This window comes from Exiguobacterium sp. s163, assembly GCF_018617135.1.
GTDB lineage: Bacteria > Bacillota > Bacilli > Exiguobacteriales > Exiguobacteriaceae > Exiguobacterium > Exiguobacterium profundum.
The window spans coordinates 21,324-35,976 of the sequence record NZ_JACSJN010000002.1; the positions used below are offsets into that span (position 1 = coordinate 21,324).

Consider the following 14,653-nt stretch of genomic DNA (forward strand, 5'->3'; position numbering starts at 1 on the left):
GGGAGGAGTATCTCATGAATCTTATTCTATTAGAATGTGCGCGCTATTTGACGCGCGTTTTTTCATTTCATTGGTGGGACTTGAACATGATGAAATTCTTGATTACTCAATTCCACATCACTAATTTTGAATTGTCCAACAGCGAGACAGTGAGCTTTTTTCAAACTACGCAAATCATCTAAAGATATGGTACCAATGCGATTTGCAATTACTTTTAATTCGCTATCGGCAGGCGCGAAGTAGATTTTAGTACCCGCATTGTCTAAAATAGCAAGTTCCTCTTTGTCGAAGTTACTAAATGATTGTGTGGCAAACCAAGCTGACCAACCGAATTTGCGACCTTCTCGAAGAATTTTTGCCGATGGAGAATCATCACGGAAAGATAAGTTTTGTGCCTCATCTAAAATAACAGGCATCGGCTTATCTTTAGATCCTGAAAGTGAGTAGTACCATAGGTCCCAAAGGATGAACTCTGCCAGCAATTTTTTAATCTCGTCTTGGTCATATCCTTCAAGTTGAATAACGGTAACCCCGTTACTCTCAAAAATTTTACTCCAGTCATTATCCGATTCATAGTCAAACGGATCCATGTCAACCATCTGGGTTAGTCGACTAATGACAGACTGGATTGTTGATTTTGATGATGTTTCTAGATTTTCAAGTTCTTCAATGAGAAGTTCCATTCGCATGTCTTCTCCGTATTTTTCAATACCATTTTTAGTTGCCATATAAATCGCATTTTTCTGTTGATCGCCTAAACCTCTATATACAGAGGCAAAAACTGCAGCTACTCTTCTGGCAACTTCAACAATTTTTTCAGGCTCTTTCCGACCGCTTATTTCTTTTTCTCTCCGTTTAAAAGGGTTTAAAGGGAAAGATTCATGATACACAATGCGTTCTGTCAATTTTTCCCCCATTCGATTTACAAATGTTTCATCGAGCTGGCTTAGTGTGTAACTATTCGAATAATCAATCACCAATGCGGATTGATTTTGTTCGACCAACTGCAATAGAAGAGACTGTACGAAATAGGTTTTTCCTTGACCGGATCGACCACCGATTAGGAGATGTCGATTGGATAGTCGTGGATGCCCGTATTCCCAATAATAGTCTTGATTCAATTCACTACCTAGATGCAATCTAACCTGTTCTAGACTAACAACGTTTGGAGTTACAAGTTCAAGGTTAGGCTGAGTGAGTGGAGCAATCTTCAAATCAGGTTCAACAACAGTATGATTTTCGTCTTCAGGTAAGTTCCTTCTGTCCTCTAGTTCATCTGTTGATTTTTGTTGTTCTGTCGAATCAGCAGGTGAAGCAAAGGCTTCATTTTTGAAAGTTGGAGCTAAAGATTTTTGCTTTTTGGAAGATTCAAGTGAATCTAAAGACTGAGTAAGTGCTTCATAACCGTGTTGTTCAGGTAACTCTAGTATTACGACACCTTGACTTCTGGAGTGACGTACAGACTCTGAATGCTTTTTAAATGAGACAAGAACACCATTTCCAAATTTTGCTCTTTTTTCATCAACGATTTTAAAATCATCGTTCATCAACCGATCGATTAGCTCTGCACTTAAACGAAAATCTTTACTAGGCCAAATTTCATTTTCTTGCATTTTTTTTGCATTGTTGATGAAGAGTCTAACAAAATAATTTCGTAAGAATTTAGCGTCAAAAGTAGTTAAATCGAGTAGATGGTCATTTAGTCGAGCTTTCAATTCTGTGATTTGTGAAATACCTTTTGAGATGACGCTGTTGTCATTTATTCCGATTTTAACTTCTACCGGGAATAAATGTACCTTTAATTGTGTTTGATCTATTTCTAGTCCAATCATCAATAAATCATCGCTGCAATTTCCTTTTCGACCAATTGTCTTTCCTGAAAATAGACCAGCACGTTTACTAAGTTTCACATTGCCTGTAACACGCACGACTTCTTCCATAGAAATTGGTACCCAAATCGTATTTTCTTCATTAAAAAGCAATAGTGTTTCTTTAATTGCTGAAACAATACTCATCTTTTCTCGTTTATCGTATCCTCTTCCTTGGACAGCTCGAAGTAACCATTCCCCGTTAAACGTGTTGAAAGCACGAATTGTTTCTTCTATCTGTTCTTGCGTAGATGTCACACCCTGAGAATTAACAAATTCCTCAATCACATTAAAATATTGTTTTGATTTGTCAGTTACAGTGATGGCATCATAACCATTTGTTGATGAATATTGGTCGCTGTAATGTACAATGATCAAATTGTCTGAAGACGATTTAAAGAAATCTAATCCGACAGGTGGATCAATAAACGTTACCCAATGTGAGGCGCTATAAATTTTTTCGAGTTCGTCTTTATCAGCAACATCGATGTGCATTGTCAATGAAACATCTTTCATATAAGAACTGTGTCCACCGTCTTTCATGTTGGCTGTAAGTTCATTATAAAGTGAGCCGAATTTTGTCATAAGACTTCTGTTAATGTCGGCTCCTTTTGTACCGAATCCAACGCGGTATCCGGTATCATCACTTTGAACCGATGATACGGTAGTGAATAAACCGTCTAAGTTCATGCTATTTGATAAATCACGCATCGGTTGTGTAACGATTCTCGATTCATTTCCCATTTTATAAAATGAAATATGAGAATAGAGGATTGGCTCCTCTAAGTCTAACTTTCGATAAAGAATAGACTGTTGAAGAACATGTAAAACATCATCTATTTCGAAGTCATCAATAGATAAGTCGATACCGAATTCCTCTTTTAATTGTTCAGCAGTCTCTATCTCGTTTAATGTATCAAAAGCACTTAAACCAGAAGCGTTTGGTAGATATAAAGACACCTCAAGTGGTTTGATGTTTTCGAGAACACCTTTCGAAGAAATTTGATTTTTAAACCAAGAAATAATTCCTTTTAAAATTTCTTCATCATTTGTGACATTGATAACATTGATACAGAGCGGAGCCGAATTTTGTATTGAGAATAGATAGTCGTAATGATCAGCAAAGTGGGTCATTTTCTCTTCTACAACTTTTGCTAAGTAAGAGTTTGTTTCACCTATGCTTACTTTTTCTCTAATCACATATTCATGCCATTCAGGTAATGGAGAATAATCCGTTGGCTTAAGCAGCATTTCATGTACATTAAACGCATACGGCAATGTATAGCTCGCTTTTAATTTTTTTAAAATATTCGAATCGATATCTTCAGAACCTAAATTCGAGTTCACTTGCCATTGATAAGCAATGTTCAATGGTGAGAATGGAGTTAATAATAAACCGTCAATCGTCTCCATTTGTCCTAAACGGTATAGGTTTCGTTGTTGTACAGTCATTAAAGACTGAGCTTTAATTTTTTCAATTTCAGACAGGTAGTTGTTTATAAAATCAAAGGCAGCTGACTGTACTTGGTCATCGTAATACATGAGTGAAGGGATTGTTCCCTTACTCTTAACCGTGTTTAAAAATAAATCATAACTCGTTTCTACAGCGCTTGGTAACTCTAAAGGTATGCTCTCGAAAGTATCATCGGAAAGTTGCTTTGCATACCGTACATGATTATCTAACCAATCTTGTTCCATTTTAAAGAAGTTTCGGTCTATTGATTTGGTAGAGTAAGTGCGTTGACCATTATGGATGGTTTTATAATCTGAGTCGATTAAAAACGATGTTTCATCTGTTCTCTTTCTCGTCCAAATACTAACACCATCTAAAGGAGTAGTTTTTAACATCTCGTCTTTAATAGCTAGTGGGACCTCAACTTCATCAATCATTACAGAGAATCGAACGCGAGATTCTCCTTCATCAAGAGCATTTAAAGGAAGAGTGATCACATCATTATGTCCAATCTTAATCGCTTCTGATGAACCAACAACAACATCATTTATTTGTCCCGAACCGTCCCCGAGTTCAACTAAATGATGACCATCAAGTATTAAGCGAATCGCTTGTTGATTTTTAGGTGTCGTATCAATGAAATATCGTGATTGATATGGATTTAAAAACTCAGGCGACAGTGGAACAACTGCAATATTAAATAAATAAGTAGTGGAAGTCTGGCCTTCATGTTTGTAGCGTACCCGTGAGAAAGTAACTTGGGTAGAATTATTTTCAATCGTAGTAATAAGAGAATGTCCAGAACTTACGGTTGATTTTGCACTTTTATTGTCCAAAAATTGCTTCGACGTAAAACGGTCAAAAGGAAGATGAATTTGAACTTTGTCTGCTTCTTGTGTAGAAAAGACGATGATGTGCCAAGTTCTTTGACCTGATTTAGTTTCAGACTGTGGGCGTTTCCAAAAATGTGAAGTTGATAATTTGGAGCCGTCGGTTTTTGCAATCATTTTTTCGGATATGAATTGAATATCTCGATTTGATTTTGCTTTCTCTTCCCATTCTTTCAATACAGTGTAATCAGCTTGTTGCCAAGTATCCTCTTTTAATTTTGTGGCCCCGTTATCAAATCGCTCTTCTAGTTTTTCACGAGTGTTTCCTAACGTGAAGTAACGTTCAACATCTTCGAATAATTCGTGATTTTCTGATAAGCGATTCTCGATTTGTCGGTTTATCTTTTTCCATGAGGCTGACCCAACATTTTTTTCATCTCGTTCACGAATAAGCGAACTTAGGTCGCCATCTTGAAAGTACTGTAATGAGGTATAGTCATCCGAATCAAGCGTATCTTTGTGTAAAAGACCTAAAATATCGATGAAATCTAGAAATGAACCATTCGTAATTTGTTTTTGTTGATTACGACGTTTTAAATAATCGGCGATAATCATTTGTTCAGATTTCGATAAATCACTACTTGCTAAATGCTGATCTAAATGTTGAATGATTTTGCTAATGTGCAATGGACGACCTTCAGAAGTCAAGTCAATACTTCCACCCCGGATGGAGTCATTTAAATTATCAGTCAGAATCATTAAGGAAGTATTAGACCATTGCCCGCTTTGTTCACTCATTTCATTTCTCAGAGTAACGAGATAATCAATATCTGTATCAAGAGAACTTGCTATTACTAATTTTCCTGTAGAAAAGTTAAGTGAGTTGGTCACATAATTTTCTTTTCCGAATGGATGTTTATATGTGAAGGTTTCAGAAACGCTTAAACCTGAAAGTGCATCATACATTTCTTTTACATCTTGTTTTGTCGGAAGATAGACGTAATAACGATCTGTTCTATTTTGTTGAATCTCATGTTTAAAGAATTGTAATAATTGTTGTGTGATAAATTCATAAAATTGATTTGACATACTGTGCATCCCCGCTATCGCTTTTCTTTTCCAAATAGTTTAGTTTATCCAATAGCCCAACAATTTCTTCTTTTGAGTGATGATCAAAGAATAGTCCTCTTAATTCAAGTTCAATCCAAAGCCTATTCAATTCAATCTTGTCCTGTTTAATTGAGCAAGCTATAAGAGTCAATAATTGTTCTTGATTTACGGCAAGTAATGAGCCAAGTGAACCACCATGTTTTCTATAGAACTTTAATAGAAAGACGTCAAGTGCGGCAGGATATCGAGACTTTAACTCTTTATTCAATCCAATTGAGATTGCTTCGGCTAAGTCTCTAAAGGCTTCGTCTAACGTGCTGTCAGCATTGTATTTTGGGGTTTCGATACCTTTATGCTGCGTATAGAAATTATTCATCCAATAATAGAGTGATTGAATATAATTTTTCTTAGAATCCTCACCAGCTGCAGTTAGTAATTCATCAATATGATGATAGTATAAGTTTTTTTGTGACTGAAATGCTGGTGTTTGAGAAACGATATTCAGTGCATGCTCATGTTTGTAAAAATCTTTCACCTGTTCTTTTAACAATCGATAGCCGTTCGTATAACTTGTACGCCAGCGGGCTGCCTTTTCCCATTCCATTAAAAAATAGAGTGGAATGAGTTTCTCATTATCAAATTTTGTAAATCGATTAGTTTGAAGAACAGTCTGGGACATCAAGATAAACGTATATTGAATGAATATATGATTTAAATTGTCTAAGAAGAATTTTGGATTTGTGGATAAATGAATCAAATCTTCTTTAAATTGTTCTTTTAAACGTGGGAACAAACATGAATAAGGACTATTGAATGTAGACTTATTCGTCGAGCGAGAACTTCGAAAAATTTGTGTCAGAAGATCGTCATTGTTTTCATCTAAAAACAGTGGTGAAAGAAATTCTTCATTTCCTTCAATCAACGTGCCATAGACATAGTTAATGAAATCGATTTGACCATTCCTCTCTTTTTTCTCACTTAAAGTGAGTAGAGGAAGTTGCGACAAACTAGAAATCTCTGTTTCTTCGATTTTACGTTGCTGACTCTTGATAAAATATTTGAACCATTCACTCGTTTCTTCGGAATCAAATTTTCCAATTGACAGGATGTGATTCTCGTCCAACTTAGGATGTTCAGGAATGAGCGGTTCATTAGATAACAATCTCACGATACCGCCAGTTATTGGCCAGAAGCCGCTTTCGAATTTTGAACGTTCCGGTTCACGTGTAGGTAAAGGTAATACAAATGTATTTTTTCTACGTGAATAACGATAGCCTTTATTTTGAATCAGAAATGACTCGAGAAGTTTCCAGTCTAATTCGTAATTTTTTACATCATGAGTATTTATCATATTACTGCTTCACCTTTCTAACTTCGAACTTTGATTTGCTGAACTTTGGTTTAGATAGTTCCACCATCGAACCATCATGAGTGGAGACTAGAAGAATTGATTTTGATTTATCTGTATGTCGGATGAGTTCATCATAAAAGTCAATAAACTGCACAGCATCTCTTAAGTCATTACGATTTGGTCGATATCCATGCTGTATTTTTACCAGTAAGTTATACAATTTATAGTCAAGATCAAAAAGAATCTCCTTCCCATTTACGTCAAAACCGATTCGTATAAATGGACTGAAGCGATAAAAAGCATCATCTTTAGTTTCAGCACTATCAAAGAGGCGTTGGTCTACGATTTCTTCCGCTTGGAATGGATATGCCACGCGATATTCATTATTTGCGCCGTCAATAAAGAGATAATTTTCTCGCGGAGATCCTTTCCATAAATAAATGACACTACGAATGAGTTCAAATAACGATTCGATATTCTCACCATCACCAAGGTAGTACGCCTTTACGTACTGTAAAAAATTCATATAGGTCTGATCGACGTCTTTTGGATTTAGGAGTGAGTAGCTACGCACTAAAAATGCTCCCAAAGTATTTAGTTTACTTTCGTTTTCTGGTGAATGATGTATGAAACTATATACGTCTCCAATCTCTTTTAATTCATTCTTAGCGATTTCTTGAGGATGCTGTGACAGCACATACTTGGTGATTAATTCATCAAAGTATGGGATACGGAATGAAATCGGATCATTTTGATGTAATGAACTTAGAATATTAGAGCGATCAGGATGACCAAAAATCAGATTTGGTAATGCTGCTTCCGGTCTCTCACGGTCGAGATTTAAGTCTGATGGAACTAAGATATCGAAAATAAAATTGTAAAATGCACGAGTAGAAATAATGAGTTTTTCTTTTACCATGGCTTGAATGATGACATTGACAACAGATTCACGTACAGAAGGATTAGATAAGAAATCATAGTTGTCATGCACAATAGAGCGATGACCATGATTTGTATCTTCTAGATATGCAGTATAAAACGGGTTTTCATTTGATTCAGAAACGATTTTCTCGAGAATGCTTGTGAAAAAGAAAGAGTGGGCTCCTTCTTCACCGACACTATATGTTTGAAAACCTGCGATATTCAATAGATGGATAGAATCTAAAGAGTAGACGATATGCTCTCCATGTCCAAAAATGTTTGATGCATCGATAAACTTTCTGAGTGAGTCATATCGATTTTCAGACTCGGCAAAACTATAGAAATTGTGTAGTACACCTAGGTTGATGGCAATCAATAGATGTTTTTTATTTGAGTCTTGTTTGTAGAAAGATGACATGACATTATCTAAAGTTTCGATCGAACTCTTAGATGGATCAAATGACTCGGTTGAATCGTTATGAATTCTAACGTTAGTGACCAAGTCCGGATATTTTTCTTTTACATAAGCGAGCAAATGACTTTTCCCGTCCCCAACACTACCGCTCAATAAAATTAGTTGAGGAGTTGATTCCGCATTAACTTTTTCTAATGTTTCAAGAAGAGATATTTGAATCGGACGATTGATGTGCATATACTCTCGAAACAAACCAAAGCTGTCAGCGTTAACGACTGACTCTTTAGAAGATGACTGGAGCATTCGTAAACGTTCTAATAAAATACTAGTTTTCAATTCAGTTGATGGTTGGGAAGGTTCATCAATATGTTCATGACCAGACTCATCCATTTCGATTTCTTCATTCATTTCTTCTTCATTTTTTGCTGAAAAATCATTTACCATATAAAATTCCTCAGAAGTTTGCTGTCTTTGTACACTATCGGATTCGTATAGAGAATTAGGGGGCATCATGAATACATCTGAAGTTTCAACGATAGTACTAGTCATATTCTCTTTGAAAGAGTCATCAAAGGACTCTTCAGATTCTTGTAGAAATACTTCTGTTAGTGCAATTAATTTTTCGAATGCCTCCATTGTCTCTGTTTTCAATAAGTTACGTTTTGTATATAAATCACTTATTTCTATGTAACGGTGGGCCCACTTCAATTCTTTCATAGAAGCGTTAAGTTCAACTTTAAGTTTTTGCCAACCATGTTTTATAACATGTCGAGCAAAGTATCGTTCCGAGAGAGCGGGACGCCCGGTTATTTTAGCTAACATATACATTCGCTTCAAAGTTAAAGATTGAAAAATACCATCTAAGTAAACCATGGCCTCTGTTGGTGAATCAGTCATCCACTTACTAAATTCATCGTAAGTGAATTTGGTATCTTCATCCGGTACTAGATTTGTAACTAAAAATGACCAATTCTTTTGGGTATTCATTGTTAATTTCCTTCCTACACAACATGATATTTTACAAACATTGTAACAAAATATAGAATCATAATCATCGATTCTGATCATTTAATGGCAACCATAACTAAAAAAGTATCGGGTATTATTCTTAGAGTGATTTATACCTATGCATTTATTAAAATGTAAATAGATGATTGAGAGGAGAGACGATATGATTTATAACAAATTAGTAAGAGACAACATCCCTGAAATCATTCACGAATCAGGAAAAATCCCGATTGTGAAGCAACTTACTCAAGCCGAACACTTCGAGCAATCACGATTGAAACTCTACGAAGAAATCAAAGAGTATGAAGAAACGAACATTGATGAAGAGTCTCTTGAAGAGTTAGCTGACATTTTGGAGTTGGTCTATACACTTGGAAATATGCATGGGGCAGACTTCGATGAATTGAACCGCATACGTGAAGAGAAACGCAAAATACGTGGCGGTTTTGAAAAGGGTCTATTTTTAGAAGAGGTCCTCGATCATGAGTGATTTACGACTCCATACGAGCAATCTTGGCATCCCTTTACAAGAACACATAGACGCGGCGACTGAAATTTATATGGTTGTCGCGTTTGCTCAAGTGTCGGGAGTGAAGGAATTATCGGCTTCTTTAAGAAAAGCGAGTGAACGTGGCGCTCAAATCAGAATCTTGGTAGGAGACTATCTGTACCTCACCGATCCTGATGCATTGGATATGTTATTCCAAATACCGAATGTTGAGCTCCGGCTATACCGCTCAAAAGGGAGGTCGTTCCATCCAAAGGCATATTTGTTCCGTACAATAGAAAGCGGTACGTTTTTTGTAGGTTCCTCGAATTTGTCGCATAGTGCGTTAAATCATGGTGTGGAATGGAATGTTGAAATTCCTTCGAATGTATCAGAGGAAGTGTTTGAAGAGTCAGTCGCTGCGTTTCATGAATTATTTTATAGTGAATATGCGCAAATGATGAATCCAGTCTCGTTACAGCCTTATCGTGAAGAGTATGAAGCGCGAAAGGATCGAATGAAAGAATGGGAGGTCGCTGAACATTCTCCCGTCTACATAGAAGATGATTCGATTACCCCGACGTCTGTCCAAGACGCAGCGTTATTGGCTCTCCGAGAAACGATGGCGGAAGGTCGGAAAAAGGCGATGCTCGTTTTAGCGACAGGATTAGGGAAAACGTATTTGAGTGCATTCTTTGCACGACAATTCAAACATGTCCTTTTTGTCGCACATCAAAGAGAACTTTTGTTACAAGCAGAAAAGTCATTCCTCAATGTGGCGAATGACTGGAAGACCGGGTTACTACTCGGTGGTGAATCAAGAAATCAAGATACTGCTGACGTCGTGTTCGCCTCGATTCAAACGTTAGCTTCGAAACAAAGAATGGAGCAATATGACCCGGAGCAATTCGATTTGATAATCGTGGATGAGTTCCATCATTCGGCTGCTCCTTCCTACCGTCGAGTGCTAGATTATTTTCAACCGAAGTTCTTACTCGGTTTGACTGCAACGCCTGACCGTTTAGACGGAGGAGACGTTTATGCACTTTGTGATGATAACGTTGCTTTCCAGATGCACTTTACGGAAGCGATTGAAGAATCGTTTTTAACCCCGTTTCATTACGTTGGAATCTATGATGAAATCGACTACTCTCAGATTCGTCTGATCAATGGACGGCGTTATGATCAAGAAGAGTTATTGGCAGAACAGTTAAAAGAAAGTGTTGCCGAGAAAATTTTTAAGGCATGGTCAGAACATCATCAATCGAGAGCACTCGGCTTTTGTTCTTCCGTTATACAAGCTGAATATTTGGCAGATTATTTCAGGAGACAAGGGGTGCAGGCGGTAGCGCTTCATAGTCAGGCCGAGTATGATCGAACGGAAGTAATTGCCCAATTAAAGCAAGGACAATTGGACATCATTTTTGCAGTGAATCTATTTAATGAAGGTGTCGATATTCCTGAAATCGATACGCTATTGTTCTGTCGTCCGACTGAATCATTGACAGTATTCACCCAACAAATTGGACGAGGGCTACGTCTATCAAAAGGAAAGACTCATTGTACGATTATCGATTTAATTGGGAACTATAAAAATATTGATAAGAAACTGGCTTTGTTGACGACTAGCCGACAAGATACAGTGAGTTCCTTACCAACTACGATTGATCTACCTTCGTCATGTACAATTGAGTTTGATTTACAGACTGTTGACTTACTGAAGAAAATGGTGACACGTTCCTCAACGCGTCAGCAATTACTTGAACAAAATTATTTCATGGTGAAAGAAGAAATGGGTAGGCGCCCGAGCTACATGGAATTAATCCAACGAGGAGAGTACTCTATAGACGCTTATCGTTCCGAATGGAAAAAGCTTGGTGGGTTCTTCGGATTTTTGCATAAACTCGGAGAACTAAGTGAGGAAGAAGCGATACTATACAGTGATGTGAAATCGCTTCTCGTCGAGGTGGAATACACGAGCATGACCAAAAGCTATAAAATGATTGTACTTTCAATTATGCTAAAACGGGGAGAAGAGAATTGGTACAAGCCACTTAAAGCATCTGAAGCCGCTCTTCCATTTTATGATTACATTAAAAAAGAACCATATCGTCAGCAGATTGATGGAAAGACAAAAGACTTTCAGCAACCATTCCATCAACAAAGAATTGAAAAATTATTGTTACGAATGCCATTCGATAAAATTGCTAAAGGACCGTTTTATGTAGAAGATGAAACTCTGCATATTGAATTCAATGAATCGTTCCGCAATCTAACCGTTTATGAATGGGTTAAACAGATTGTAGATGTTCGATTACATTACTACTTTAGTCGGAAAGCGAAAGGATGAGCATGCTGAACGATAAAATAACTATCAACTCATCAGAGATTGCTATAAAGTCTTTTTGTAACTTTATTGATGGTTTTGCGCGTCAAGGTACATATAAAATGAATGTTATCCAAATCATGCTCAATAGAGGATTTTAAGATTGGTTTCACCCATTATCAGCTGATGTGATCGCAAAAGAGTACTACGATTTGGTAAGAAAGCAAAGTGAAGAACATTCATTAAATGGCATCGCTAAAATATTTCAAGAATCATTTTCACAGAAGGAAATAGAGAGACATCTAAATTCGCTACCGTTTAAAGCTTTGACAACTGAATCACTAAGAACAGGTAAAACACCATTTAAGAATGCGAATGGGAAACTCATTGTCAGAGAAGAGTACTGTATTCCGACTAAACAAGCGCATGCTGCTATTCAATTAGCAGTTGAAAACAAATTAGAAGACTACTTTGAAATGAAACAGAAGTAGAAAGGTGGGGTAATGTGAAACGCCTGTTACTACGTAAAATCCAGTTTGCCCTCCAACACCACGGTGGGACGGCATCTTTAAAAGACATTTATGCGTATGTCGAAAAATCATACTACCAACTCGAGCTCGATCGATATAAAGATTGGAAAGGGCACGTCAATAAACAGATTCGTGCACATTCTAGTGATTCGGCGAGTTTTACCGGAAAAGAAGACCTCTTTTATTCCACAGGAAATAAAGGAATTTGGGGCCTCAGACAGTCCAATAACTAACGAAAGCGGGACCAATTTCACTTGGTTCCGCTTTCAATGTTTACAAAACATCACACCCTATTGTCACATAATGTTCATTCCTGTACACTTCGATATTGTGTGCTAAAAATTATGTTAGGGGTTAGTAAATGGAACTTGTACAGCAATTATCTCAAATGCAACTGATCAACCAATTCTGGTTGCTTATGGCCTTCGTCATCCCGATGGTCATTTTATCTCGTATGGTCGTGGCTGGGACGCGCTTCTCGCCGATCCTCGTCATCGTCATCTTCGGTCTCGGTCTCGGATTCGGTATGGTCGAAATCGGCATCGCGACGCCGGGTCTTCCTGAATTCCCGCTCGTCGACTTCTTGTCACGGACGACGATCATCGCCTTGGTCGTTTCGTTCTTCGTCGGTGGACAGGAACTTCGTAAAATCTTGAGCAAACAAGAGCTCGACATGGAGGACATCGTCGTTCCTTCTAAAGAAGAGATGTTCCTCGGGACAGGACGTACGCAGTTCATCTTCATCCTTCGTTCGTTCTTCTTGCTCGTCGGTTTGGAAGGGTTCTTCCGTATGGCAATCGAGCCAGGTACGGCAGAAGGGATTGCGCTTTACTACCCAATCCTCGCACTCCTCGGTCTTGCGGTGTCGTTCTTACTCATCGACCATAAAGCACAGATTCAGGACAAGAAAGTATACATGCAAAAAGGTGTCATCGAGACTGTCCTCTTGCTTGTCATCTTGTTCGTCTCGTTCTTGATTGCGACAGCGGTTCAGCCGATTATCGCACTTCCGCAAATCTTCTTTGCGATGTTGATCTCGTCAGCACTCGGTGCCATCTTCCATAACTGGACGTATGGACCGACTGTCCGCGCGCTTCTCTTCGCAGGGATCCCGGTCGTCTTGGCTGCTAACTTCATGGTTGGTGGTTCACGAATCGGTGACGCGTTCGCCATCGAAGGCATGAACTCGATTCTCGTCTACGGTTTCTTCGGTCAGTTGTTCTGGATGTTCGGTGGGATCGCGCTCATCATGTGGTTCGCTCGCACGGGTCACATCCGTAATCTCGCACCAGGTATGGCAGGGTCACTTTCACACAGTGGTCTCACAGGAGCGTGTACGGCTGGTGACTTCGGTCAAGTAGCAGCGAAACGTGCGCCAATCATGATCAACATCCCGTTCTTCGGACATATCTTCGTCTTCTCAATCCTCGCGGTCAGTGCCGACAACGGTGCGCTCTGGATTTGGCCGACAGCCATCATCGTTTTGGTCGGTCTCGTACTCACGGCGCTCGCGTTGAAAAACTTACGCGCGGCGAACGGGGAAGACTTCAAAGAAGTCAAAGCCCTTATGCAGTTCTCGTTCGGATGGCAGATGATGGCCGTCTTCGGTGGTCTCGTCATCTTGGCGTTCAGCACAATTGCGTTTGATTACACGACGATGGCACAATCGTCAGCGATCTCGCACTTCGGCTTGTTCGCAGCGGTTCAAGGTGGAATGTTCGGAACGGAAGCGTCACTTCTCATCCCGCTCATCTTCTCGATGCCGTTCCTCGTGCACCCAATCGTCTTCTACATGTTCGGGAAAGCGCTCGACAACAATGGCGAAATGCCACGTGTGCCGGTATATGCGATGGCGCTCGTTGGTGTCGTCGGTGTATCTGCAGCGATTTTCGCCTTATAAGACATCAATTCCGCTCTGACTTCGGTCAGGGCGGTTTTTTGATAAAATGGACATGTTAGACTTTGGATAGTGAGAGCGGGGGAGAGCGTATGAGAAAATGGTTGTTCATCGGTTTTGTTGTGTTGATTGTAGCTAGAGTCTGGGCGGCACCGATGTATCCAACGAAAGCGGATGAGGCTGACTTTATAAGCTGGTTCGAGGAAGCATATTCGGTACAGTGTGAAGATGAGAGCTGTGACTCGTTCAAGCTGATTGGGGATCAGACAAATACATATGTGAATCAAGAAGGGTATATGAAACAATCAAGTGGCTTTTTCACTTTTGACATGGAGGTCAGGCGATTATATCGAAGTGTCGAAGAACCCGAAAGAGTCGGGACGATTGAAGTGAGATGGAATCAAGATTCGTTTGAGATTACGGAAGAGACGGGTATATTTGTTGCTTCACCATAGGA

General features: G+C 38.8%; 9 protein-coding genes. 6 read left to right on the forward strand and 3 right to left on the reverse strand.

All coding sequences use genetic code 11. From position 1 onward, the window contains the following. Positions 1-62: 62 nt before the first annotated feature. Genes dptH through dptF form a run of 3 tightly spaced genes read right to left on the reverse strand, consistent with a single transcriptional unit; the run spans position 63 to position 8,935 of the window. The gene (gene dptH / locus KNO71_RS06635) at positions 63-5,240 is read right to left on the reverse strand and encodes a DNA phosphorothioation-dependent restriction protein DptH (RefSeq protein WP_214687756.1); all 5,178 of its coding nucleotides are present in this window, start codon (positions 5,238-5,240) and stop codon (positions 63-65) included. Continuing rightward, the gene (gene dptG, locus KNO71_RS06640) at positions 5,221-6,612 is read right to left on the reverse strand and encodes a DNA phosphorothioation-dependent restriction protein DptG (RefSeq protein WP_214687757.1); all 1,392 of its coding nucleotides are present in this window, start codon (positions 6,610-6,612) and stop codon (positions 5,221-5,223) included. Before dptG ends, dptH begins: the two co-directional genes overlap by 20 nt. 1 nt (position 6,613) lies before the next feature. Beyond that, positions 6,614-8,935: a DNA phosphorothioation-dependent restriction protein DptF gene (gene dptF / locus KNO71_RS06645; protein ID WP_214687758.1), complete on the reverse strand. Its 2,322-nt coding sequence runs from the start codon at positions 8,933-8,935 to the stop codon at positions 6,614-6,616. 184 nt (positions 8,936-9,119) lie between these two features. On the opposite strand from dptF, the gene KNO71_RS06650 reads away from it, so the two are divergent. The 6 genes from KNO71_RS06650 (at position 9,120) to KNO71_RS06675 (ending at position 14,651) form a co-directional block, all read left to right on the forward strand. Beyond that, positions 9,120-9,446 carry a nucleoside triphosphate pyrophosphohydrolase gene (locus KNO71_RS06650; RefSeq protein ID WP_031421338.1) on the forward strand — a complete coding sequence of 109 codons (327 nt, stop codon included), beginning with the start codon at positions 9,120-9,122 and terminating at the stop codon, positions 9,444-9,446. Then, positions 9,439-11,793 (forward strand): DEAD/DEAH box helicase family protein, encoded by a 2,355-nt coding sequence (locus tag KNO71_RS06655; RefSeq protein ID WP_214687759.1) that lies wholly within the window; start codon positions 9,439-9,441, stop codon positions 11,791-11,793. Before KNO71_RS06650 ends, KNO71_RS06655 begins: the two co-directional genes overlap by 8 nt. A 188-nt stretch (positions 11,794-11,981) precedes the next feature. After that, positions 11,982-12,260: a hypothetical protein gene (locus tag KNO71_RS06660; RefSeq protein WP_214687760.1), complete on the forward strand. Its 279-nt coding sequence runs from the start codon at positions 11,982-11,984 to the stop codon at positions 12,258-12,260. Between the two features lie 14 nt (positions 12,261-12,274). Continuing rightward, positions 12,275-12,532 (forward strand): hypothetical protein, encoded by a 258-nt coding sequence (locus KNO71_RS06665; RefSeq protein WP_015881071.1) that lies wholly within the window; start codon positions 12,275-12,277, stop codon positions 12,530-12,532. A gap of 128 nt (positions 12,533-12,660) precedes the next feature. After that, positions 12,661-14,199 (forward strand): hypothetical protein, encoded by a 1,539-nt coding sequence (locus KNO71_RS06670; RefSeq protein WP_214687761.1) that lies wholly within the window; start codon positions 12,661-12,663, stop codon positions 14,197-14,199. An 89-nt stretch (positions 14,200-14,288) separates the two neighbouring features. Continuing rightward, on the forward strand, positions 14,289-14,651 hold the full coding sequence (locus KNO71_RS06675; protein WP_214687762.1) for a hypothetical protein: 363 nt from the start codon (positions 14,289-14,291) through the stop codon (positions 14,649-14,651). Positions 14,652-14,653: the final 2 nt, after the last annotated feature.

Coding starts and splice junctions, on each gene's coding strand:
- dptH (WP_214687756.1), bottom strand. CDS start 5,240: ATGTCAAATCAATTTTATGAATTTATCACACAACAATTATTACAATTC.
- dptG (WP_214687757.1), bottom strand. CDS start 6,612: ATGATAAATACTCATGATGTAAAAAATTACGAATTAGACTGGAAACTT.
- dptF (WP_214687758.1), bottom strand. CDS start 8,935: ATGAATACCCAAAAGAATTGGTCATTTTTAGTTACAAATCTAGTACCG.
- KNO71_RS06650 (WP_031421338.1), top strand. CDS start 9,120: ATGATTTATAACAAATTAGTAAGAGACAACATCCCTGAAATCATTCAC.
- KNO71_RS06655 (WP_214687759.1), top strand. CDS start 9,439: ATGAGTGATTTACGACTCCATACGAGCAATCTTGGCATCCCTTTACAA.
- KNO71_RS06670 (WP_214687761.1), top strand. CDS start 12,661: ATGGAACTTGTACAGCAATTATCTCAAATGCAACTGATCAACCAATTC.
- KNO71_RS06675 (WP_214687762.1), top strand. CDS start 14,289: ATGAGAAAATGGTTGTTCATCGGTTTTGTTGTGTTGATTGTAGCTAGA.